The organism is Yinghuangia sp. ASG 101 (genome assembly GCF_021165735.1).
In the GTDB taxonomy this organism is placed as follows: Bacteria; Actinomycetota; Actinomycetes; order Streptomycetales; family Streptomycetaceae; genus Yinghuangia.
The window spans coordinates 3,628,523-3,650,433 of sequence record NZ_CP088911.1; the positions used below are offsets into that span (position 1 = coordinate 3,628,523).

At 70.3% G+C, this 21,911-nt stretch carries 21 protein-coding genes and 1 riboswitch; of the genes, 6 read left to right on the forward strand and 15 right to left on the reverse strand.

The window, feature by feature from the left end; genetic code table 11:
* Position 1: 1 nt before the first annotated feature.
* Positions 2 to 2,128, forward strand: a complete 2,127-nt coding sequence (locus LO772_RS15305; protein WP_231778952.1) for an HAD-IIB family hydrolase — start codon at positions 2 to 4, stop codon at positions 2,126 to 2,128.
* Positions 2,129 to 2,591: 463 nt separating this feature from the next.
* Here the strand turns inward: LO772_RS15305 and LO772_RS15310 are convergent, their stop codons facing one another.
* The gene (locus tag LO772_RS15310) at positions 2,592 to 3,059 is read right to left on the reverse strand and encodes an ATP-binding protein (RefSeq protein ID WP_231778953.1); all 468 of its coding nucleotides are present in this window, start codon (positions 3,057 to 3,059) and stop codon (positions 2,592 to 2,594) included.
* Positions 3,060 to 3,279: 220 nt separating this feature from the next.
* Between LO772_RS15310 and LO772_RS15315 the strand changes: the two genes are divergently transcribed.
* Both LO772_RS15315 and LO772_RS15320 read left to right on the forward strand, forming a co-directional pair.
* The gene (locus LO772_RS15315; RefSeq protein WP_231778954.1) at positions 3,280 to 4,110 is read left to right on the forward strand and encodes a helix-turn-helix domain-containing protein; all 831 of its coding nucleotides are present in this window, start codon (positions 3,280 to 3,282) and stop codon (positions 4,108 to 4,110) included.
* Entirely contained in the window at positions 4,107 to 4,334 is a 228-nt protein-coding gene (locus LO772_RS15320) for a DUF397 domain-containing protein (RefSeq protein WP_231778955.1), read from the forward strand. The genes LO772_RS15315 and LO772_RS15320 overlap by 4 nt, the downstream gene beginning before the upstream one ends.
* On the opposite strand, the gene LO772_RS15325 is transcribed toward LO772_RS15320, so the two are convergent.
* The 7 genes from LO772_RS15325 to LO772_RS15355 form a co-directional block, all read right to left on the reverse strand.
* On the reverse strand, positions 4,282 to 5,151 hold the full coding sequence (locus LO772_RS15325; RefSeq protein ID WP_231778956.1) for a phosphotransferase family protein: 870 nt from the start codon (positions 5,149 to 5,151) through the stop codon (positions 4,282 to 4,284). The genes LO772_RS15320 and LO772_RS15325 overlap by 53 nt on opposite strands.
* A 25-nt stretch (positions 5,152 to 5,176) precedes the next feature.
* Positions 5,177 to 6,175 carry a radical SAM protein gene (locus tag LO772_RS15330; RefSeq protein WP_231778957.1) on the reverse strand — a complete coding sequence of 333 codons (999 nt, stop codon included), beginning with the start codon at positions 6,173 to 6,175 and terminating at the stop codon, positions 5,177 to 5,179.
* 107 nt (positions 6,176 to 6,282) lie between these two features.
* Positions 6,283 to 7,137, reverse strand: coding sequence for a DUF5753 domain-containing protein (locus LO772_RS15335; protein ID WP_231778958.1), 855 nt, complete (start codon positions 7,135 to 7,137; stop codon positions 6,283 to 6,285).
* 30 nt (positions 7,138 to 7,167) lie between these two features.
* Positions 7,168 to 7,716: a DUF6879 family protein gene (locus LO772_RS15340; protein ID WP_231778959.1), complete on the reverse strand. Its 549-nt coding sequence runs from the start codon at positions 7,714 to 7,716 to the stop codon at positions 7,168 to 7,170.
* On the reverse strand, positions 7,691 to 7,930 hold the full coding sequence (locus LO772_RS15345) for a hypothetical protein (RefSeq protein WP_231778960.1): 240 nt from the start codon (positions 7,928 to 7,930) through the stop codon (positions 7,691 to 7,693). The genes LO772_RS15340 and LO772_RS15345 overlap by 26 nt, the downstream gene beginning before the upstream one ends.
* A gap of 170 nt (positions 7,931 to 8,100) precedes the next feature.
* The gene (locus LO772_RS15350; protein WP_231778961.1) at positions 8,101 to 9,162 is read right to left on the reverse strand and encodes a hypothetical protein; all 1,062 of its coding nucleotides are present in this window, start codon (positions 9,160 to 9,162) and stop codon (positions 8,101 to 8,103) included.
* 150 nt (positions 9,163 to 9,312) lie between these two features.
* The gene (locus LO772_RS15355; RefSeq protein WP_231778962.1) at positions 9,313 to 9,591 is read right to left on the reverse strand and encodes a DUF4031 domain-containing protein; all 279 of its coding nucleotides are present in this window, start codon (positions 9,589 to 9,591) and stop codon (positions 9,313 to 9,315) included.
* 31 nt (positions 9,592 to 9,622) lie between these two features.
* Here LO772_RS15355 and LO772_RS15360 point away from each other — a divergent pair, with 31 nt between their 5' ends.
* Entirely contained in the window at positions 9,623 to 10,000 is a 378-nt protein-coding gene (locus LO772_RS15360) for a hypothetical protein (RefSeq protein ID WP_231778963.1), read from the forward strand.
* 51 nt (positions 10,001 to 10,051) lie between these two features.
* Here LO772_RS15360 and LO772_RS15365 read toward each other — a convergent pair whose 3' ends face one another.
* The 6 genes from LO772_RS15365 to thrC form a co-directional block, all read right to left on the reverse strand.
* Positions 10,052 to 11,071: an ARPP-1 family domain-containing protein gene (locus LO772_RS15365; RefSeq protein ID WP_231778964.1), complete on the reverse strand. Its 1,020-nt coding sequence runs from the start codon at positions 11,069 to 11,071 to the stop codon at positions 10,052 to 10,054.
* A 1-nt stretch (position 11,072) separates the two neighbouring features.
* Entirely contained in the window at positions 11,073 to 12,719 is a 1,647-nt protein-coding gene (locus LO772_RS15370) for a hypothetical protein (RefSeq protein ID WP_231778965.1), read from the reverse strand.
* Between the two features lie 489 nt (positions 12,720 to 13,208).
* Entirely contained in the window at positions 13,209 to 14,834 is a 1,626-nt protein-coding gene (gene groL, locus LO772_RS15375) for a chaperonin GroEL (protein ID WP_231778966.1), read from the reverse strand.
* 405 nt (positions 14,835 to 15,239) lie between these two features.
* Positions 15,240 to 15,443, reverse strand: a complete 204-nt coding sequence (locus LO772_RS15380) for a cold-shock protein (protein ID WP_018386095.1) — start codon at positions 15,441 to 15,443, stop codon at positions 15,240 to 15,242.
* Positions 15,444 to 15,982: 539 nt separating this feature from the next.
* Positions 15,983 to 16,261 carry a ubiquitin-like small modifier protein 1 gene (locus LO772_RS15385; protein ID WP_231778967.1) on the reverse strand — a complete coding sequence of 93 codons (279 nt, stop codon included), beginning with the start codon at positions 16,259 to 16,261 and terminating at the stop codon, positions 15,983 to 15,985.
* Positions 16,262 to 16,332: 71 nt separating this feature from the next.
* The gene (thrC, locus tag LO772_RS15390; RefSeq protein ID WP_231778968.1) at positions 16,333 to 17,604 is read right to left on the reverse strand and encodes a threonine synthase; all 1,272 of its coding nucleotides are present in this window, start codon (positions 17,602 to 17,604) and stop codon (positions 16,333 to 16,335) included.
* Positions 17,605 to 17,618: 14 nt separating this feature from the next.
* Positions 17,619 to 17,763: riboswitch (SAM riboswitch) on the reverse strand.
* Between the two features lie 387 nt (positions 17,764 to 18,150).
* On the opposite strand from thrC, the gene LO772_RS15395 reads away from it, so the two are divergent.
* Complete coding sequence (locus LO772_RS15395; protein WP_231778969.1) at positions 18,151 to 19,137, forward strand: glucosyl-3-phosphoglycerate synthase; 987 nt, start codon at positions 18,151 to 18,153, stop codon at positions 19,135 to 19,137.
* 208 nt (positions 19,138 to 19,345) lie between these two features.
* Positions 19,346 to 20,797 (forward strand): alpha,alpha-trehalose-phosphate synthase (UDP-forming), encoded by a 1,452-nt coding sequence (locus tag LO772_RS15400; RefSeq protein ID WP_231778970.1) that lies wholly within the window; start codon positions 19,346 to 19,348, stop codon positions 20,795 to 20,797.
* A 250-nt stretch (positions 20,798 to 21,047) separates the two neighbouring features.
* Here LO772_RS15400 and otsB read toward each other — a convergent pair whose 3' ends face one another.
* Positions 21,048 to 21,881, reverse strand: coding sequence for a trehalose-phosphatase (gene otsB, locus LO772_RS15405; protein WP_231778971.1), 834 nt, complete (start codon positions 21,879 to 21,881; stop codon positions 21,048 to 21,050).
* Between the last annotated feature and the right edge of the window lie 30 nt (positions 21,882 to 21,911).

The window sequence follows — 21,911 nt, forward strand, 5'->3', positions numbered from 1 at the left end:
CATGGCGAGGGTCTTGGTCGGCGACCTGGACGGCACGCTGCTCGGCGGCACCAACGCCGAACGGCGTTGCCTCCACCGCACGTTGGCGCGCCACCCGGAAATCGCCGTGGTCTTCGCGACCGGCCGCTCCGTCGCGTCCGTGCGCGACGTGCTCCGGGACCCGGTCGTGCCCCGGCCGCGGTGGATCATCGCGGACGTCGGGGCGACCGTCGTCGACGGAACGACCTGGCGCCCCGTCGCCGACCTGCGGGCCCGCCTGCGCGACGGCTGGCCGGGGGCGGACCGGGTGCGGGCGGCGCTGTCGCGGTTCCCCGCGCTGAGGTACCAGCACCACGTCGTGCAGGACGGACGGTGCTCGTTCCACCTCCACCCGCGCGACCTGACGGAAGACCTCACCGCCGCGGTGACGGCTCTGGGCTGCTCGTGGGTCTATTCGGCGGGCCGCTACTTCGACGTCCTGCCTCCCCGGGCGAGCAAGGGCGCCGCCGTGGCGGGGCTGGCCCGCCTCCACGGCTGGCCGCCGACCGATGTGCTGGTCGCGGGCGACTCGTTGAACGACCTCTCCCTGTACGGGATCGGCGCGCACGGCGTCGTCGTGGGCGGCGCGGAGCCCGGTCTCACCGCGGCCCTCGACGGGCGGGCGAACACGTTCACGTCGGAGCGCCCCGGCGCGGCCGGGATCCTGGACGCCCTGCAGCGCCTGGGCTGGACCGAGCCGGCGTACGCCTCGGTGGTCGGCTACCACCGCGCGCCGAAGGCCTGGACGCCGAGCGGGTGGCGCGCACCGGCCAGCCCGAACGGGATCATCCCCACGCTGCGGGCCGTGCTCGGCCGCGGGGAGGCTGAGGCCCTGTGGGTCGCGGGGGCGGCGGTCGACGCGGACGCACCGGCCGTCCACGCGCCGGAGGAGAAGAACGGAATCCCCCTGTCACTCCTGCGCTTCACGCCGGGCGAATGGTCCGGATACGTCAACCGCGCCTGCAAGGAATCGCTGTGGCCGGTGCTGATGTCGGAACCCGCCCGGATGCGCTTCGACCCCGCCGCGTGGGCCCAATTCCGGGCGGCGAACCGGCGGTTCGCCGAACATATCGCCGACCGCGCCGCTCCGCACGCGCCCGTCTGGCTGCACGACTACAACCTGTGGCTGGTCCCGGGAATGCTGCGGGAGACACGGCCCGACCTGAGGCTCGGCCTGTACCACCACACGCCGTTTCCCCCCGCCGAGGTCTTCGACGTCCTTCCCGCCGCACGCGAAATCCGCGCGTCCCTGGCGGCGTTGGACTGGGCGGGCTTCCAAACCGAGGGCTTCGCCGCGAACTTCCGGGCCACGCTGAAGGGAACACGGCGGCCCCGCATCGGGGTGCACCCCTTGGGCGTCGACCGCGACGCGATCGAACAGGCCGCCCACGCACGCACGATCCATCGCCCTTCCCCAAACACCATGCTGGTGCTGTCGGTTGAGCGCCTCGATTACGCCAAAGCCCCCATCCACAAAGTCAACGCCGTAGCGGAACTCCTCGCCCGCGCCCCGGAATTGGTCGGCCGCTTCCGATTCCGTCTCGTATGCCCGCCCCCCGAACCGGGAATCACCGCCTACGACACCACCCGCGCCGCGTTGGAACGACGCATCGCCGAAGTGAACAGCCGCTTTGCCGTACAGGGTCGCCCCCCGGTGGAGTACGTCCCCCACAACCTGCCGTTCACCGAACTGGTCGACCACTACCTCGCGGCGGATGTGTTCTGGGTGACCTCGCTCCAAGACGGAATGAACCTGACCGCAAAGGAGTTCGTCGCCGTCCAAGCCGCCGCCGGCCGCTCCGGGGTCCTGGTGCTCTCCCGCTACGCGGGCGCCGCCGCCGAACTCGGCCGCGACGCCCTCCTCACCGACCCCAGATCCCCCGCCGACCTCACCACCACCCTCCACCGGGCGCTGTCCATGCGCCCGTCCGAACGACGCATCCGCATGGCGGGCCTATCAGCCGCCTTGGGCCGCGACACCCCCCAAAACTGGGCCGCCACCATCATGTCCGCCATCACCGCCGACGCCGACCCGCCCGGTGTGTCGGCGGTTTGGCCCGACCCCGTCGGCTCGCCGACGAGTGAGAGGCAGTCGAGCCCAACGACGTGACAAGGAGCGCCGCCACGAGCACACAGGCGAGGAACGCGACACCGACTCCGGGAGGGGCACCACTCGCGAGCCACCAGGCGGTGATCAGGAGTACGGCTTGGTGGCAGACCAGCCACGTTGCGCAGGCGACGATGAGGCGTCGGCGGGCTCCGGGACGCCGTATCCGATAGCCGGGGAGCAGGTGGTGCCCGATCGCGATCGCCACCGCGAGTGCGGCGATCGCGACGACTCCCGATCCGAGGCCGGAGTACAGAAGTAACTCGGTCGTCACGGCGGCGGCCCCCAAGCGATGGCGGACGCCGTGAGCACGAGCGTGATCGAGGCGAGCACGATGATGGAGATCACGCGGTCGAAGAATTCGTCCAAGGTGGCTCCCTGGGAATGACGGCGGTCGATGAAGGCACGGGCTGCTCTTCCGTCCGCGTGGCGTGCGGTGCGGTGGCGATGGCCGATGCGGCGAAAGCTAGGCCCTGGTCGTGGGCTCGGTGGCGTACACGGAGAGGTCGAGCGCGAAGCGAACGGCCTTGCCGGTACGGGTGATGACGGTTTCGCAGGTGGTGGAGAGGGTCACGACGATGCCCAGCCCCATCCCGGACTCGCGTGCGGGATCGGCAAGTTCGCGGGGGCCCTGAACCGGCAACGGGATCGCTCCCGGGCCGTCGTCGTGCACGGTGCCGTGGAGAACACGGCTCTCATCGATCAGGACGAGGGTGACTCGGACCCACGAACGCATCGTGTGCACACAGGAGTTGGTGACCAGCTCCGAGAGGATGGACAGCAGGTCGTCAAGCGCCTGACGCGGCACCGGCTCGTTGTCGAGCAGGGCACGTACGTGGCTGCGGACTTCGCCGGGCAGGCCCAGGTGGGTTCTGTGGGTCTCGTCGTAGAGCAGCCGGCCGCCCGGCTGCGGAGTGGCAAGTAATGCGGACATGCGGACCCTCCTCAGGGTCGTTGGGCGATGCATGCCTGCCTGCGCGCAGGGTGGAGCAAGGAACACACGGAACGTGCCCGAGCGATCACGGACCGAGCCTAGAGCGCCTGAATATATACACGCCAGTGGACTGGCTAAATTTTTTCGCTGGTGGTTCAGGTGACGCGCCATCCCGTAGGCTGCGGTCCGTATCGGCGGCGAGCCCCGGAGGGAGAACCCGATGGCCGTTGAACCCACATATGCTCGGCGGGAGTTGGGTGCCGCTCTGAAGCGGTTAAGAGAGCGCGCGAAGCTCACCCAGGTACGTGTCGCGGACACGTGCAAGTGGAGTCAGGCAAAGGTCGTCCGCATGGAGGCCGGAAACGTCGCGCTCACGCCTCATGACTTGGATCTCCTGGCCGAGCAGTACGGAGCGTCGGCAGAAGAACGTAAGCAATTGGTGCTCATGATGGATCGCACCGAAGAGGGGCAGTGGTGGCAGCCCTTCAACGTGACGACGTCCATGGATGAGTTCCTGTCGCACGAGTCTCGCGCGATTCGCATCCGCACCAGCAACTTTGGATGTTGGCCGGGGCTCTTGCAGTCGCATGCCTACGCTCAAGCGATCTTCGCCGGTTCGCCGCATGTTCCCGACCCGGACGAAGCCGAAGCCGTCATCGACCTGCGCATGCGTCGAGCAAGAATCCTCGAAAGCGGTGTTGAGCTACAGGCGGTCGTCAGCGAAGCGCTTTTGGTCTCCCCCATCGGAGGAACAGACGTACACCGCCGACAGCTCTCGCACGTCCTTGAATTGACCGAGCGACCCAGCATCACAGTGCAGGCCGTACCACTGTCGAACGAAACGGTCGTCACTGTCGGTGGCTTGATCATTTTTGAGTTCGGGGCACAGACCACAAGCGTGGCCTACGGTGAACACGCAGTAGGGCTCAGCTCCTACCAGGACCGTCTGACCGTGCGGCGCTACTCACGAGAATTCGAACACCTGAAGGCTCATGCGTGGTCACATGAGGAAACCCGAGCCCAACTCAAGACGAGGATCAGCAACCTGTGAGCATCCGGAACCCCATATGGCGCAAGTCTTCGTACTCGAACCAGAGCACTGAAGGGGATTGCGTCGAGGTTGCTCCCCTCGCCGCCACCACGGGAGTCCGCGACTCAAAGCACCCCCGACGCGGCCACCTGGAGGTCTCCCCCGAATCGTGGACCGCCCTCTTGCAAACCCTCAAGCTCTGCGGTGCAGCAGCCGGTCCGCGATGCGGTGCAAAGGGAGCGTGAGATCGGGATAGTCTCCGTTGTCGATGCGGCGGAGCATTCCGGCGATGACGAGGAGTTGGCTCGCTCGCCCGTCTGGGGTGTCGAGGGTGTCGGCGAACTGGCGACCGACCGTCTCGGCGAGGTCGGGGACAGCGAGGCTGTGGCAGAACAGGTGAGCCGCGTCGTACCCGGCCGGGGCCTGGCCCCAGTGCTCCCAGTCGAGCAGCATGGGCGTCGCCGTGGTCAGGTTGGCCCAGTGCAGGTCGCCGTGGCAGGTGGTCCAGCGGGTCGGGGCTGGTGCCCAGTCGCCGAAGAAGGTACGGAGTGTGCGTTCAACTTCGTCACGGCTGCGTACGATCCGGTCGGTTTGGTGCCGGGCGATGCGGTCGAGCGTGGTGTGCAGGCTTGCCCACCATGGCGGCGTCAGCGTGTCCGGGAACGTGCGCGCCTCGGCGGTAGGTGAGCACGCGGCCTCGCCGACGTACGTCATCAACTCCGCGCGGTTGCGGCCGGTTTCCTCGTCCCACTCGTACCAGCGGAGCACACGCGGCTTGGGGATGCCCGTCAACGCGTTGGCGTCCACGTTGCCGGTCCAGAACTTCCCGAACGCCCAGTCGAAATGCTCGAACGTCACCCGGAGCCACCGCCAGACCTGAACGCCGTCCGCGTCCTCCAGGACTCGGCAGCCCAGCGTCCGGTCCCGCCAGCTAAACACCTCACCAACTTCCGCCTGCGCGTCGACCCGCACGTCGAAGTGCGCTGCGGCGTCAGCGAGAACACGGCGCAGGAACCGGCGCTGGCCGCTGTCCTGTTCGTCCCCTCGGGTGTCGCTGCTCACCGACGTGACCTCCTCACCGCAGTGGTCACCGGTAGTTCGGCTGGCAGCCGCCGCGCGGTCGGCACGGTCCGCTGCGAGGGCCGCACTGCGGATTGCAGGCCGGGCTGCATGCGGGGCCGCACCGAGGGTTGCACTGTTGGCCGGGAGCGCACTCCGGGCCGCACGGAACGGGTTTGCGCGGATTGCACCTTGGTGTGTACGGGTCCGGTGGCGCGCAGGCAGGTGGGCACGGCGGCGCTTGTCGCGCGCGGGCCGCGAATGCCGTGTCGAGTTCCCGCGTCACCTCGCGAAGTCGTTCGCCGACCGTGATCGCGGGCAGTCCGGCCTCGGTGACATTGCCGACTGGCATCCACCGCGAGAACACACACGGCGTCACGCTACCGTCCGGCAGGACGGCCAGGACGCCGTCGCCGCACCGACCACACAACTGGTCCACGTTCGGTTCCGCCGCGCGGACGCCGCGACCGACCTGGCGCAGCCGGTCCACGCCGATCTCGGTCACCCCGAGCGAGGTCAGTTCACGCACGGCTTCGGCGTACCTTTGACCGTCGCCAAGATCGATGATCCCGGCCCGGACCGGGATGCCGCGCCGGACGGCTTCGGCGATGTTCGCGCGGGTCCGCGCGTGGCTGCCGCGTCGGCCGGTGATCGCCTCGTGCTCATCCGCCGAGTCGGAGTAATAGCTGGTCGCCAGTCGGACGCCGGGGCGCGCGAACAGGTCCCACAAGTGGCTGCGAACGTGGACGAGGTTGGTGAACACCTCGACGTCCAGGCGCGAGGCGAGCGCCTTGATGAGCAGAGCGTCGAAATGCGGGTGGAGGGCCGGCTCCCCGCCTATGAATTGCACCATCGTCACCCCCACTGCGACTGCGTCGTCGAGGACGCGCACCCAGTCCTGGTACGTCATCAAACCGTGCGTGCCGGCAGGCGAGGAATCGGCATAGCAATGACCGCATTCCAGCTGGCACTTGCCCGTGAGTTCCAACCACAAAAACGTCGCGGGGCGCGGCAGCGTGGTGCTCATGGATCGCCTCCTCCGTCGGGGCCGGTCTTGGCTCAACGCTGGACCAGCGCAAACGGGCAGGGCCACACTCTTCTATCCGTGTGCACGCCCGCCGACCGGATGGAATGTCAGCCCAAGGCGTCCAAGGCAGCCCCGATCAACGCGCGGGCCTGCGCGCCGTGGACGGCCAACCGCGAAAGCTCTGCGAACGCCCGCAGATAGCCGGACACTTCGCTGGGAGCCGTGACGCGGACCTCCGCGGTGAGGAGCTCGATGCGTACCTCGGCCTCGTCAAGGAGGAGGAACGACTCCAGGGGAAGGATCGCATCACGTCGGGTGCGCAGCGGAACCACCCCCAGTGACACGGCAGGGAGCGCCATCATCGAAAGGAGGTGGCCAAGCTGCTCGGACATGACCGCGTCGTCCGCGATCCGGTGGTGGAGCACAGCCTCATCGACCAGCAATACGAATGTGCGCTCCCCCGGCGTCCGGACGATCGAGGACCGCGCAAGCCGCGCGGTCGCCGCATCGTGCGAGTCATCCGGAATCCGATCGAACCGGGCAACGGAGGCCAGCAGCGCCCGCGCGTACGCATGGGTCTGGGCGAACCCCGGCACCACGTCGCAGCGGTACTCGCGGAAGCGCCGCGTGCGTTCGAACACGGCGGCGTACGAGTCCTGCAAACGCCGCATCCCCGTGCCATGTCGCCGTTTCCACTCCACGTATAACGAGTCGACGTCACGGGCCTGGGCCAGCAAATCCGCTACCTGATCCTCGGCGCCACAGACCGTGCACCACATACGGATGTCGGCGGCGCTCGGCATCGTGGTGCCCGTACTCAGCCGACTCGACTTCGACGCGTGCCAGCCGGCACGGGCCGCCAAGCGGACACCGTCCAGCCCGGCGCCGTGCATGATCTCCCGCAGACGCGCTCCCAATGCCGCACGGGCAGCCTGCGCGCTGGACGACGGTGATGTGGCCACGGCTGTGAACTCAGAATGACGGCGGGGCAGTTAGCCGATCCGGTACTTCTCGTGCGGCGTCGCTTGCTCCCACAGCCGTTCGAAAACGCGCATGTACGCATCGGCGCGTACGGCATCGCGCATGAGCTCGTGGCCCGTCATACGGTTGTCCCCAGCGAAGTGGTGCAACAGCAAAACCTCGCCGTCGAAGACCCAGCCGTCCAACGCGGGCAGCCACAGGTCATGTGCCCCCGCACGGGGCAGCCACCGGACCTGCTCACCGGCCTTGACGTTCTGACCAGTGCCGACGTGCTCGTACCTGATGTACGCGGAGACCGGCTCAGAGACCACACGCAACCGGCGGAACACGACGCCGCGACCGGTCGCGGCGACAACATCGTCCAGGAACGGCGCCCACCAAGCCGCTTCTTCCTCATCGGAGACCCGGCCGACCCGCCACGCCTCGAAGTCCTCATCCTCGCCGTCGACGGCGTAACTGTCCCGGGTCTCCCAATGCACCGCGAAGGACCGGGCCGTCGCCATCAAACCACTGAGCCGTTCCGCGAAAGGCATGTCATCCAGCGGCGCGTTCGGCGACATCAGCAGCCTCCCTGAGAGCACCGGCCAACCGCGCCGGCAGACGCACAACGAACTCCGAGTCCGGAATCGGGCCGGTCCCGCGGCACTCCTCCAGGACCGCCTCGTCGACCATCCACCCCTGGAGCAGCACGTCACCGGTTGCCTCGTCCACCCACACCGTCGGCGACGCACCGGTCTTGCTCTCCGGATCCTTCGCGATGCACCGTAAAGCCATGACAGCCCCCGTATCGATAGATGTGCACAGGCTTCTACGACCTTGACGCCCCACGGTGGCGCCGGTCAAGGGGCCGCAGTCGGACGAGGCGACCTCGCGACCTGAGCAACTGCCGCTGCCCGCACACAGATCGGTGGGCGGGCAGCGGCAGCGGGGGGAACTGGTTGGGGTTACAGCTTCGCGGTGAGGATGACGCCGGACAGGGTGGTGGTGGCGCGGACCGCGGCGATGGTGATGTGGCCGTTGGCGATGGTGAGTTCGTTGACGGTCAGGGTGGGGTCTGTGGGGATGTCAAGGGATGTCCAGCGGCCGTGGGCGAGGCGCAGGCCGAAGGGAGCGGTGTCGCCGTTGCCGATGGTGGCGATGCCGTCCGGGGTGAGGGCTACCTGGTCGAGGATGTCGGTGCCGGGCGGCAACCGCTGTTCGGTCCAGGCGGTGCCGTCGTAGTGGAGCGCGAGGGCGTGGGTGGCGCCCTGGTCGTCGCGGGAGCCGCCGACGGCCCACACGTCGCCGGGGCCGCGGGCCGCCACCGACCGCAGTTCGTTGTTCGCGGCGCCGTGCGGGGGGAGGTCGACGACGGTCCAGGAGGTTCCGTCGTAGCGCATCACCGTCGACTGGAGGTCGGCCCAGGTGCGGCCGACCGCGTACAGCTCGGTCGCCGAGACGGCGGTCAGTGAGAACAGCGCGGTGCCGCCGGGAACCTTCGGGGCGTCGACGACCTGCCACGACGTGCCGTCCCAGTGGCGGATCACGGTGTCGAACAGGTCGTCCATGGTGCCGGTGGCGATCTGGGAGAAGCCGACCGCCCAGACATCGTCGGGGGCGATCACCTCAACGTCCAGCAAGGACCCGCCGACGATCCCGGCGGGCGCGGGCGCGACGGAGGCCCGCCAGGACGTGCCGTCCCAGTGCTCGGTGAGGTAGCCGCCCAGGCCCGCGACGTAGTCGCCGACCATGACGGCGTCCCCCGGCGAGGCGACGTCGAGGTCGTTGAGCTGGGCGTTCGTCCCGGCCGGGAGTTCCGGCAGCGGGACGTCCCGCCACCCGTCGGAGTCGTGCGCGACCAGTGTCGGGGTGAAACCGTTCTCGTCCATGACCGAGCCCGCGACCCACGTGGTACGGCGGTCCGGCTGGGCGATCCCCGCGTACGGCAGAAACTCCCGACCGGGCAGGGGCTCGGCCTCCGACCAGCGGACCTTGCCCCGGGCATCGGCGTCGGTCGCCGCCCGCACGGGCAGCGCGGCCCCAGGGTCAGCATCGCGGCGGCGGTCACCACACCGGCGCTTCGGGTGAGCAGGCGCATGAGATCGTCCTCGTCTCCGGAACGGGCCATCCGTTCCTCACCCCGTACGACTCCGCGCCCCGGCCGCGCGTCCCATTCCTCAGTGTCGCGAGGCTGTCCGCGGGGGCCTGCGGCGGCGCAGGCCCGCGGTGGTGAGGCGGGCGACCAGTTCCTTGCCGCCGACCGGTTCGGCGCCGAGGGCGAGCGCGCGGTCGTAGACGTCGGAGGGCACGTCGTAGTGGTCGCGGTCGAACGCGCGTTCCGGGACGCCGAGGCGGCGGGCGAACGCGTGGAGTTCGTCATAGGACGTGTCGCTCACCAGGTGCGACCACAGGCGACCGCGGCCCGGCCAGGTGGGGAGATCGATGAGAATCGTCACCGTCCGATACTGCCTCACGGACAATGGGGGCATGGACGACGACTTCACCGGGGTGACCGAAAGCGCACTGCACACCGCCCGCGCGCTGGTCCTGCACGACCTGACGGTGTGCGGCGCGGCGAGCGCCGACGTGGTGTCGGTCGTGGAGGACGCGGTCGCGGGGCGGCGGTGGTGGGTGCGCGAGTGGCCGGACGGGGCCGCGTACGCCCCGGGGCTCGTCGCGCAGGACGTCCAGGAGGCGCTGGAGGAACGCGGCACGCGGTGGCCGCCGTGCCCGCGCCACCACGGCACCGACGACGACCACCAGCTCTACATCGAGCCCGAACTGGGATCGGACCCCGCGTGGGTGTGCGAGAAGGACGCGATCGCCGTCGCTCCGCTCGGTGAGCTGGCCGGTGACGAGAACTGAGCGGCGGCGTCCCGCCCGGTTGTGGGTTCCGGGCCGGACACCGCCGCTCGGTCAGAGCAGGCCGCGCGCGGTGAGTGACGCGTAGACCGGCGTCTCGCCCGCCAGGGCGTACGCGCCGATCAGGGCGTCGCCGACCACGGTGCCGACGGCGATGCCCGCGGCCTCCTCGTCGACGCCGACGACGACGGGCGCGGCAGCCGTGGCCGCGGCCGTTCGCTCCGCGGTGGCCTGTTCGCGGGCGTTCGCGTCGCGCACGGCCGCGGCGAGCAGGGCGAGCGTGTCCGTGCCGTCGCCGCCGCGCGGGGGCGTGAGGGGGACGCGCGCACCCGGGTCGGCCGGGATGCCGGCCGCCTCGCGGCGCACGGCCTCGGCGCCGTAGCAGAACCTGATCAGCGGCTCCCACAGCGCCCGCCAGTAGGTGTGCGACGGTGCGCGTTCGACGCCCACGACGCGGTTGTCCATGAGGACGACCGCACCGATCTGGTCGTCGACACATTCGAACTCGGCCACGAACTGGTCGAGTTCGGTAGCAAACCGCTTCAGGAACTGCACGAGGTCCGCGGCGCCGGGCACCTGCGCCGAGTCCTTGAACCGCGACACGGCCGGCCACAACCGGTTGTACCCGGGCTCGGCGGGCAGGTCGGACGCGGCCTCGCGCAGCGACGGGGGCAGCACGGCCAGCCGGTGCCGGCCGTGCCGGATCAGCCCGCCCTGCGTCTGCTGGACGCACATCGCCGCCGCGTACGAGCGGGCCCCGCCCGCCGTGACCAGCGCCGCGCGGGGCATCGCGTGGTCCTGCGCGGCCTGCGACACGATCACCGCGAGGTGGCTCGGCACCAGCACCGGGCCCGCGGTCTCGTTGCGGAAGTGCAGCGTGCCGTAGTTGTCGGTGGAGATGCCGAGGCCGGCCGGGTCGCCGAGATCGGCGGTCGGCGCGTCCCCGGCGAGCAGCGGGAGCACCTGCATGCGGCCCACGCTCTGCACGCGCCCGGGGCACACGCCCGCGAGCAGGTCGTCGACGGTGGCCGACTCGGCGGCCGTACGGCGGAACGCGCGAAGGGACTTGCTCATGTCACACCTCCTCGGAGGGGAACGCGGATACGGGTTCGGTCGAGGCCGCGACCGCGGGCACGGCCGGCGGCACGGCGCCGACGGCGGTGGCCTCTCCGGCCGCGGCCTCCGTGCGGCCCGGGGCCTCGCCCGCCGCGACGATGCGGTCCAGCATGCGCAGCCCCGCCTCCGGGTCCGCGTCCAACACCAGCCCGCACGCGACCAGTTCGAGCCCTTCGAGGCGCTGCACCGCGGCCACCGGGACCTCGTCGGCCAGCGCCCGCACCCCGCCGGACTCGGCCGCGAGGACGGGCGCGAGCTGGACCACCGGCGTGCGGATCCCGAACTCCCGCGCCGCCGCCAGGGTTTCCGCGAAGCGCCCCGCGGGGGCGTTCTCGTAGCCGTCGCTGACGACGACCACGATGTCCGGGTCCTCGGCCAGCGCCGCGGCCAGGGCCTCGGCGGGTGCCGTCGCACCGGACGGGCGTACGAGGCCGCGGTCGTCCCGGTCGCCGCCGAACCACGCCTCGGTGAGCGAGGAGCCGGCGTCCGCCGCGTCGTCGGCCGCCGCGCGGAACGCGTCCCGCAGCGCGAGCGCGACCGCGATCGGGCGCAGCGCCTGCTCGTCGGCACCGGCCATCGACGCCGAACCGTCCAGCAGCAGCGCGACCCCGCGGTAGCCGAGGTCCAGCGACCCCGCCGCCTCGCGGGCGCGCCGTGCGAGGGCGCGGGCGACGTCGTCGGTCATACCGCGCCGGAACGCGTACAGGTACAGCCGCACGGCGTCGTACCGCGTGACATCCACCTCCACCTCCACACCCGCGCGGTCGGCCTGTTCCTGCCGGGCGAGCCGCTGCCCGGCCGTGAGCCGTGCCTTCGTCAGCTCCAGGACCCTGGCGGGTGACTCGTCGGGGTGGAAGCGCCCGCGCAGGCCCTCCAGCGTCTCGTACGGCAGCACACGGCCCGCGTCGAGATCCGTGCGCGCCTCGGTGTAGGCGCGCAGCACCGGCCGCGTGTAGGGCCCGGGCGCGCCGAGCACGAACGCGACGCACTCGTGCACGACGGCCAAGGGGCGGCCGGCGGCGAAACGGTCGATCTCGGCGGTGAGCAGCCGCAGTTCCCTGGGCTCCAGCTCCTCGCCGACGCGTTCGCGCACGAGGATCGCCCGCAGGATGCCGGCCCGCCGCGCACCCCAGGCGTGCCGGAGCGCGGCGGCGAGCTTGCGCCGGTAGCGCACCGACCACCGCTCCAGCGCGGGCGCGGCGAGGATCGTCCGCAGGATCAGCTTGCGGGCCCGCGCGTTGTTGACGCGGGCGCTCGCGAGCATCCCGTACAGGTTGAGCATGCGCGGCACGCTGAGCCGGGCCACGGCCCGCGCCGGGGCGTCCGGCGCGTCGCCGTCGGCCGAGGGCGTCGACAGCAGGTGGACGACACCGGTCTGCCGCGCCCGGTCGAGGACGTAGGGCCCGCAGATCAGGCCGGTGTACGCGCGCCGGTCGAGCGCGGCCATGTCGGCGTGCGCGGCCTGCTCCAGGGCGGCCTGCTCATCGGCGCTGTTGTAGAACGTCGCGCGCCCGGTGGCACCGGTCGCCACATCGAGGAAACGGGCGATCGTGCGCACGGCGTCGGGCGTGTCGAGGACAGGGGTCTGGGTCGAGGTGAGGGTCACGAGGCGGCTCCCGAAGGGGCGCCCGGGGCAGTGCGCGGGTCCGTGTATTCCGCTGAAAGGAGCGTTCCCCGAAAGGTGGAGAGCACTGAACGGACGCGCAGTTCCCCGGGCGCGGTACGAAGGTGCCTGCGGGCAAGTGACGGGTCCCGAATCGGGATTTGAACCCGGCTGCTTCGCATTTGCAGTGCGATGTGTCACCAAGACTGAAGGAACTCGTAGTTCCCGCAGGCACGTTCACGAGGCTAGGTGCCGGACCGCCGTCGGCACCACACATTTTCGACCGCTCCCGGCCGCCGCCCCGGGCGGAATGCTCCGCGTCGGAGGCTCCGCGCCTCATGTCGCCGCGGGACGGGAACGCGGGATTCCCGCGTCCGAGTCGGCGCGGACGCGCCGAGGGCGGCACCCCCTTTCGGGAGTGCCGCCCTCGGTTTCGTGCGTGGCTCGCGTCGGGCCCCAGGGGCTCACGCGGGACCGCTCATCCGCGGGGGATCAGAAGTCCATGCCGCCCATGTCCGGGGCGCCGCCGGCCGGGGCCGGGTTCTTCTCCGGCTTGTCGGCGATGACGGCCTCGGTGGTGAGGAAGAGCGCGGCGATGGAGGCCGCGTTCTGGAGCGCGGAGCGCGTGACCTTGGCCGGGTCGATGATGCCCTCGCCGACCAGGTCGACGTAGTCGCCGGTCGCGGCGTTGAGGCCGTGGCCCGGGGTGAGGTTGCGCACCTTCTCGACCACGACGCCGCCTTCGAGGCCGGCGTTGACCGCGATCTGCTTCAGCGGGGCCTCGACGGCCAGCTTGACGATCGCGGCACCGGTGGCCTCGTCGCCGTCCAGCTCGAACTTCTCGAACGCGGCCTGCGACGCCTGGAGCAGGGCCACGCCACCGCCGGCGACGATGCCCTCCTCGACGGCGGCCTTGGCGTTGCGCACCGCGTCCTCGATGCGGTGCTTGCGCTCCTTCAGCTCGACCTCGGTGGCCGCGCCCGCCTTGATGACGGCGACGCCGCCGGCGAGCTTGGCGAGGCGCTCCTGGAGCTTCTCGCGGTCGTAGTCCGAGTCGGACTGCTCGATCTCGGCGCGGATCTGGTTCACGCGGCCCGCGACCTGGTCCGAGTCGCCGGCACCGTCGACGATGGTGGTCTCGTCCTTGGTGACGACGACCTTGCGCGCGCGGCCCAGCAGTTCGAGGCCGGCGTTGTCGAGCTTGAGTCCGACCTCTTCGCTGATGACCTGGCCACCGGTGAGGATGGCGATGTCGCCCAGCATGGCCTTGCGGCGGTCGCCGAAGCCGGGGGCCTTGACCGCGACGGACTTGAAGGTGCCGCGGATCTTGTTGACGACGAGCGTGGCCAGGGCCTCGCCCTCGACGTCCTCGGCGATGATCGCGAGCGGCTTGCCGCCCTGCATGACCTTCTCCAGCAGCGGGAGCAGGTCCTTCACCGAGGCGATCTTGCTGTTGACGATCAGGATGTACGGGTCGTCGAGGACGGCCTCCATACGCTCCGGGTCGGTCGAGAAGTAGGGCGAGATGTAGCCCTTGTCGAAGCGCATGCCCTCGGTGAGCTCCAGCTCCAGACCGAAGGTGTTGCTCTCCTCGACGGTGATGACGCCTTCCTTGCCGACCTTGTCCATCGCCTCGGCGATCATCTCGCCGATCTGCGGGTCGGCGGCGGAGATGGAGGCCGTGGAAGCGATCTGCTCCTTGGTCTCGACGTCCTTCGCCAGGTTCAGCAGCTGCTCGGAGACGGCCTCGACGGCCTTCTCGATGCCGCGCTTGAGGGCCATCGGGTTGGCGCCGGCGGCGACGTTGCGCAGGCCTTCGCGGACGAGCGCCTGGGCGAGGACGGTCGCGGTCGTCGTGCCGTCACCGGCAACGTCGTCCGTCTTCTTGGCGACCTCCTTGACCAGCTCCGCGCCGATCTTCTCGTACGGGTCCTCGAGCTCGATCTCCTTGGCGATGCTCACACCATCGTTGGTGATGGTGGGCGCACCCCACTTCTTCTCGAGCACGACGTTGCGGCCCTTGGGGCCCAGCGTGACCTTGACGGCGTCGGCGAGCTGGTTCATCCCGCGCTCGAGGCCGCGACGCGCTTCCTCGTCGAACGCGATGATCTTGGCCATGTGGTGAGGTCCTCCCAGAACGGGGTGGATGCTGAAGACCGGGCCGACGCCCGCGACGGCCGATCCGACTCCGCGGGGATCCTTCCCCCACGGCCTCCGGACCTCGTTCGCCCCGGTCCTTTTGTCACTCTCACATCCAGAGTGCTAACGCCAATGATTAGCACTCGGGTAGGTCGAGTGCAAGCGGCTCACCCAGCCACCCGGCCTGACCTGCGGAAACCGGAACGGGCCGCATGTCGCCGCCCCGCGGTTCCGGCGCGGGCGCCGGCAGCCGCCCCCGGGAAACACCCCCGGAGACCCCCGGAAACCCCCGGAGACACCGAGGCCCGGCCCCCCGCAACCGGGAGACCGGGCCTCAAGCGCACGTGAAGAAGAAGAGCAGTCCCAGAAGAGCGGCGAAGCGGCTCAGCCGGTCACCCGGACCATGTCCGCCTGCGGACCCTTCTGCCCCTGCGAGATCTCGAACTCGACCCGCTGTCCTTCCTCAAGCGTCCGGTACCCGTCCATCTGGATCGCGCTGTAGTGGACGAAGACGTCCGCACCACCGTCGACCGCGATGAAGCCGTACCCCTTCTCCGCGTTGAACCACTTGACGGTGCCCTGAGCCATTCCTAACTCCCCTGTTACTGGCCCTTTCACGGAAACTGCGCGCCGCAGCTCCGGGTCGTTCGCTTACTTCTTGACCCACTGAGTGAAGTCAGCACAGGGCAAGCAGGTTCGCGAGTTGTTGCCGCGCACCAGAGCAGTACGTGGAACCGTCCGACCGCGGCTGAATGTATCCGGATGGATGCCCGACGCAACAGGTCAAACGGACGAGAAATCCCATGAGAATAAAAGCGACAAACCCCTGCAACTCCCAGGAAAAAAGATATTAGACCCTATGGCAAAAGCCACAAAAGGTATATAGCGGATGTGATCCCGACCACGAGTTCGTACGGATCTCGAAGCGACATCTCCGGAAAATGCGGTTGCAGATGCCGCGCTTCACCCCGCTTCCACGGAATCACGGCTTCCGATTCATCGCTTCCCGCCCGCGTTCCGGCCCGCCTTCCCGGCCCAGTTCCGCACCCCGCGCTATCCGGACTATTGATCATGAAAAAAGTCCGCCGCGCGACTCCTCGCGCGGCGGACTCACGATATTCGCGGACTCAGCAACCGCCCGCGACCGCCGGGATCACCGAGACGTTCGCGCCGCTGGGGGTGGCCGTCCCCAGGCCGTCGGCGAAGCGCACGTCGTCGTCGTTCACGTACACGTTCACGAAGCGCCGCAGCTTGCCCTGGTCGTCCAGCACACGCGCCGCGATGCCCGGGTACGACTTCTCCAGCGACTCGATGACCTCGCCGAGCGTCGCCCCCTCGGCCGTCACCTCGGCCTCGCCGCCGGTGTACGTACGCAGGATCGTCGGGATACGGACGGAAACACTCATTCTTGACCCAACCTTCGGACGGCCGCCGGGACGGCGGTGTGTGGAGTTGACGTGACCCTGCCCGCGCCGCGTCAGACCAGGCCGGCCGCGCGGAAAGCGTCGAGACTCGGACGGATGGTGGCGCTCACGCCCGTCGTCGGCGCGATCGCGTCCAGCGTCTTCAGGCCGTCGCCGGTGTTCAGGACGACCGTGGTGGCCTCCGGGTCCAGCTGCCCGGTCTCGACCAGCTTCCTCAGGCACCCGACCGTCACACCGCCCGCGGTCTCGCCGAAGATGCCCTCCGTGCGCGCGAGCAGCTTGATCGCCTCCACCACGCGCCCGTCGTCGACGTCCTCGACCGCGCCCCCCGTGCGCTTGCACACGTCCAGCACATACGGCCCGTCGGCGGGGTTGCCGATCGCCAGCGACTTGGCGATCGTGTCCGGCTTGACCGGGCGGATCACGTCGTGCCCCGCCTTCCACGCCGTCGACACCGGCGAGCAGCCCTCGGCCTGCGCGCCGAAGACCTTGAACGGCGTGTCCTCCACCAGCCCGAGCCTCACCAGCTCCCGGAAGCCCTTGTCGATCTTGGTCAGCTGCGAGCCCGACGCGATCGGCACCACGATCTGCTCCGGCAGCCGCCACCCCAGCTGCTCCGCGATCTCGTACGCCAGCGTCTTGGAACCCTCGCCGTAGTACGGCCGCAGGTTCACGTTGACGAAGCCCCAGCCCTCGCCCGCGGCATCGCCGATCAGCTCCGAGCAGAACCGGTTGACGTCGTCGTACGTGCCCTCGATCGCGACCAGGTTGCCGCCGTACGCCGCGGCCGTCAGGACCTTTCCGGCCTCCAGGTCGGCCGGGATGAACACACACGACCGCAGGCCCGCCCGCGCCGACGCCGCGGCCACCGCGCCGGCCAGGTTGCCCGTCGACGAACACGACAGCGTCGTGAAGCCGAAATTGCGCGCCGCCTCGACGGCGATCGCCACGACGCGGTCCTTGAACGAGTGCGTCGGGTTGCCGGAGTCGTCCTTGACGTACAGCTCCCGGATGCCCAGCTCGCGGCCCAGGTTGCGGGCCTCCACCAGCTTCGTGAACCCCGGGTTCAGGTTCGGCTTCGCGGCCACGTCGGCCGGCACCGGCAGCAGCGGCGCGTACCGCCAGATGTTGTTCGGACCCGCCGCGATCTGCTCGCGGGTGACGCCGCCGGAGAAGTCGTACGCGACCTCCAGCGGCCCGAAACAGGCCTCACACGCGAACGTCGGACCCAACTCGTACCGCTCGCCGCATTCGCGGCACGACAGCGCCACAGCGGGCCCGAAAGCGCCGGGGGCGAGGGTCAGAGTTTGTGCGATCACAGCCATGAGCGAGGCCTCTCTCCTCATCTTCCCTACGGGGGTCCCCGCAGGCCGGACTTGGCACCAGTCCGCTCGGGGGCCCCGCGTGCGACGCACATGGGTGTCCGAAATCGGATGGTTGCCGGGGCTTCAACGGGCCGTTCCCTCTGCCCCTCTGGATGAGCTCTATGGCGACTTTCGGCCACCCGACCCCGAAAGGCCACCCGGCAGCCGCGCCGCGTTTGTCCGAGCCGACATGCGATCGTCGTATCTCGTGACCAAGACTGTAACCGAACAGGCTGCCGGTCGATCAACGGCGTCCGACCCGCGAGACGATGTCCCGCAGACGGCACGTCCGAGGTCACGCCACCGCAGCTGGGCGAAAACACGTACGAAACGTACGCCTGGCACAGTGCACGGGGGCCCGCGCCCCACCGGGTACCGACCCGACCCACGGCGCGTCCGCCGCCGCCGTGACGTCACTATTGACGGCAGTACCGACGACGGTATCGACCGGTCCTGCCGCCACGACCGACGGCACCGACGACACCATGAGCGACAGGGGAACCGAACGTGCTGCCCGAGGTGAGCCGCTGGCTGGAACGCCGGTCCTCGATCGCCGCCGACTGGCCGGCGCAGAAGCTGTGGGAGGCCAAACGCGCCGCCCGCGCGGCCCGCGTCAGCGTGGTCCTCCCCGCCCTCGACGAAGAGGCCACCGTCGGCGCCATCGTGGGCACCATCCGCACCCAGCTCATGGAACGCCACCCGCTCGTCGACGAACTCGTCGTCGTCGACTCCGGCTCGACCGACCGCACCGCCGAGGTCGCCGCCCGCGCCGGCGCGCGCGTCGTGCACCGCGACGACATCCTGCCGCGCCTGCCCGCCCTGCGCGGCAAAGGCGAGGTGCTGTGGCGGTCACTCCTCGTCACGACCGGCGACATCGTCTGCTTCATCGACGCCGACCTGCGCGACTTCTCCGCCGACTTCGTCTCCGGCATCCTCGGCCCGCTGCTGACCGACCCGTCCGTGCACCTCGTCAAGGCGATGTACGACCGGCCCCTGGAGATCGGCGACACCGTCGTCCCCGCCGGCGGCGGACGGGTGACCGAACTGGTCGCGCGCCCCCTGCTCAACATGTACTGGCCCGAACTCGCCGGCTTCGTGCAGCCCCTCGGCGGCGAATACGCCGTCCGCCGCGGCCTGCTGGAACGCCTGCCGTTCCCGTGCGGCTACGGCGTCGAGACCGCGATGCTCATCGACGCGCTGCACCTGGTCGGCCTCGACGCCATGGCCCAGGTCGACGTCGGCGTACGCCGCCACAGCCACCAGGACGACGCGGGACTCGGCCGCATGGCCGGCGAGATATGGCAGGCCGTCCTGGAACGCCTGCACCGCGACGGCCGCGTCCCCAAGAGCGCCGGCGGGCTCAACACCGTCTTCGCGCAGTTCGAGCGCGACGAGACGGGCTTCCGCGTGCGCAGCCACGACGTCGCCGCACACGAGCGGCCCCCGATGGCCGGCATCCCCGAATACCGCACCCGCGACGCCCTCGCCGGCTGAACGCCGTCTGACGCCCCGGGAGGGCGGCCGTGCGTCCCGGGAACCGCGGTGCGGCGGTGGCCGCGGCACACCCGCGGAGTCCCGTGCCGGCCGACCGGCGGGTCTGCCCCGTACGGAAACGGCGGCCGGCACCGCACAAGCCGCGCAAAACCCCTCTTCACAGCGCCGCGGTGTTTGTCCCACCGAACCGATGGCTACGGTTGGAACCATGAGCCCCAACGCATCAGCCGCCCGGGTCCTCGTCGCGTCGAACCGCGGTCCGGTCTCCTTCCGGACCGAAGACGACGGAACACTCTCCGTACACCGCGGCGGCGGCGGCCTCGTCTCCGGGCTGTCCGCGGCGGGCCAGGGCACCGGCGCCGTCTGGGTGTGCGCGGGGCTCTCCGAAGCCGACCGCACCGCCGCCCGCGACGCCCCCTCCGGGCGCATCGACCTCGCCGGGCACGACACCGGCGACCTCGCGGTACGCATGCTCGACATCGACCCCGGCACGTTCGCCCGGGCCTACAACGCCATAGCGAACTCCACGCTGTGGTTCATCCACCACCTGCTCTACGACACCGCCACCAAGCCGGTGTTCGACGGCCGCTTCCGCAAGGAATGGGCGTCCTACGCGACCTACAACGCGGCCTTCGCCCAGGCCCTCGCCGAGGAAGCCGCCGAAGGCGCGCAGGTCGTCGTGCAGGACTACCACCTCACGCTGACCCCCGTACTGCTCCGGCGGCTGCGGCCCGACCTGCGCATCGGCCACTTCTCGCACACCCCGTGGGCGCCGCCGGACTACTTCCGGCTGCTGCCGGACGACATCGCGCGGGCCGTCCTCGAAGGCATCCTGGGCGCCGACCGCGCGGGGTTCCTGACCCGGCGCTGGGCCGGCGCCTTCCTCGACTGCTGCGAGCAGATCCTCGGCGCCGACGTCGACCGCGCCGCGATGACCGTGACCCACAACGGTCACACGACCGCGATCGGCGTCCACGGACTGGGCGCGGACGCGGACTTCCTGCGCGAACGCGCGTCCCGCCCCGATGTCGAGGCGCGGCTCGCCGGCCTGCGGGAAGCCGTCGGCGACCGCAAGGTGATCGTCCGCGTGGACCGCACCGAACTGTCGAAGAACATCGTCCGAGGCCTGCTCGCCTACCGCGACCTGCTCCGCGAACGGCCGGAATGGCACGACAGGGTCGTGCACATCGCGTTCGCCTACCCGTCGCGGCACGACCTGCCCGAATACCGCGAATACACCGCGGCCGTGCAGCGCGTCGCCCAGGAGATCACCGACGAATTCGGCACCGACACCTGGCAGCCGCTGATCCTGCACGTCAACGACGACTTCCCGCGGTCCCTAGCGGCCTACCGGCTCGCCGACGTGGCCTTGGTCAACCCGATCCGGGACGGCATGAACCTGGTCGCCAAGGAGATCCCCGTCGTCTCCGAACACGGCTGCGCGCTCGTCCTGTCCCGCGAGGCGGGCGCCCACGAGGAATTGGGCGCGGACGCGATCAGCGTCAACCCCTTCGACGTGAGCGCCACCACCGAGGCACTGCACGAGGCCCTGTCGATGAACACCACCGAACGCACCGAACGCACCAAGCGCCTCGCGAACGCGGCAACGGCACTGAGCCCGCAGCAGTGGTTCCTCGACCAACTCGACGGGCTGCGCTGAGTATTCGCGATGGTCGGGGTGGGGCGACGGGTGACCGGCGACGAGCAACAGGGGACGGGCGACGAGCGACTGGCGACTGGCGACTGGCCACTGGCGACGAACGACAAGCGACGAACGACAAGCGACGAGCGACGAGCGACGAGCGACGAGCGACGAGAACGTGACGCCGGGCGGGGCCGGGTCGGTGCTGTTCCGTGGCAGCACGGCTGCCTGGGGCGGGGCGAACCCCCACGAGCGCCCGGGCGGTGGGTCAGCCGGTCAGTGCGTTCGCCAATGAGGTCAACAGCGCGGCCACTCCAGGGGGGCCCGGGACCACGAGGTCGGCTCGGGCGGTGAGTTCGCCGACCTCCTGGGATCCGCTGCATACCTTCAGCCCCGCGATCCCTTCGCCGCGAAGGCGTTCGACGGCGTCGAAAGCCGCGAGGTCGCCGAGGTCGTCGCCGGCGAACAGGACCGCCCGGGCGTCGAGTTCGCCGACGAACGCGGTCAAGGCTTGGCCCTTGTCCATACCCGGAGGGCGCAACTCCAAGACGTAGCGCCCCGGTTCGACGACCAGACCGTGCGCGGCGGCGAGCACCGCCAAGGGTTCGCGCAGGGCGTCGAAGGCACCCTGCGGATCCGGCGCGCGCCTGGTGTGCACGCCGATCGCGCGGCCCTTGTCCTCGATCCACACCGCCTCGCGCAACCCCAGCCCGGCCAGCACCTCGGGCAGTGCGCGGCGCGCGGCGCCGACGCCCTCGGGCACCTCGGGCGCGCTCACGCGCCCGGTCGCCGCGTCCCAGCGCTCCAGGCCGTACTGCCCGAGCACCACGAGCCGTTCGAGCCCCGGCGCGCCGCCGAACCCGCCGTACTCGACCGCGACCGCGGCGGGACGCCCGGTCACGATCACGACGGCTCCGAGGCGCGGTGCCAGTCGCGACAAGGCGACCACCGCGGCCGGTTCGGCTCGGGCCTGCTCCGGGTCGTCGACGATGGGCGCGAGCGTCCCGTCGAAATCGAGGGCCACCACGCCCCGGCCGGGATTCTCCAGAAGCGCCGCAAGCCCGGCGATCCCCGGCGGCGTGGTCGGCTGCGGCATCTCCATACCGACCAACCTACGACGAAGCCCCCGCTC

Excerpts from the sequence above, each read along its gene's own strand:
- LO772_RS15305 (WP_231778952.1), top strand. The coding sequence starts at position 2 with ATGGCGAGGGTCTTGGTCGGCGACCTGGACGGCACGCTGCTCGGCGGC.
- LO772_RS15310 (WP_231778953.1), bottom strand. The coding sequence starts at position 3,059 with ATGTCCGCATTACTTGCCACTCCGCAGCCGGGCGGCCGGCTGCTCTAC.
- LO772_RS15315 (WP_231778954.1), top strand. The coding sequence starts at position 3,280 with ATGGCCGTTGAACCCACATATGCTCGGCGGGAGTTGGGTGCCGCTCTG.
- LO772_RS15330 (WP_231778957.1), bottom strand. The coding sequence starts at position 6,175 with ATGAGCACCACGCTGCCGCGCCCCGCGACGTTTTTGTGGTTGGAACTC.
- LO772_RS15340 (WP_231778959.1), bottom strand. The coding sequence starts at position 7,716 with ATGTCGCCGAACGCGCCGCTGGATGACATGCCTTTCGCGGAACGGCTC.
- LO772_RS15345 (WP_231778960.1), bottom strand. The coding sequence starts at position 7,930 with ATGGCTTTACGGTGCATCGCGAAGGATCCGGAGAGCAAGACCGGTGCG.
- LO772_RS15360 (WP_231778963.1), top strand. The coding sequence starts at position 9,623 with ATGGACGACGACTTCACCGGGGTGACCGAAAGCGCACTGCACACCGCC.
- LO772_RS15365 (WP_231778964.1), bottom strand. The coding sequence starts at position 11,071 with ATGAGCAAGTCCCTTCGCGCGTTCCGCCGTACGGCCGCCGAGTCGGCC.
- groL (WP_231778966.1), bottom strand. The coding sequence starts at position 14,834 with ATGGCCAAGATCATCGCGTTCGACGAGGAAGCGCGTCGCGGCCTCGAG.
- LO772_RS15380 (WP_018386095.1), bottom strand. The coding sequence starts at position 15,443 with ATGGCTCAGGGCACCGTCAAGTGGTTCAACGCGGAGAAGGGGTACGGC.
- LO772_RS15385 (WP_231778967.1), bottom strand. The coding sequence starts at position 16,261 with ATGAGTGTTTCCGTCCGTATCCCGACGATCCTGCGTACGTACACCGGC.
- thrC (WP_231778968.1), bottom strand. The coding sequence starts at position 17,604 with ATGGCTGTGATCGCACAAACTCTGACCCTCGCCCCCGGCGCTTTCGGG.
- LO772_RS15400 (WP_231778970.1), top strand. The coding sequence starts at position 19,346 with ATGAGCCCCAACGCATCAGCCGCCCGGGTCCTCGTCGCGTCGAACCGC.
- otsB (WP_231778971.1), bottom strand. The coding sequence starts at position 21,881 with ATGGAGATGCCGCAGCCGACCACGCCGCCGGGGATCGCCGGGCTTGCG.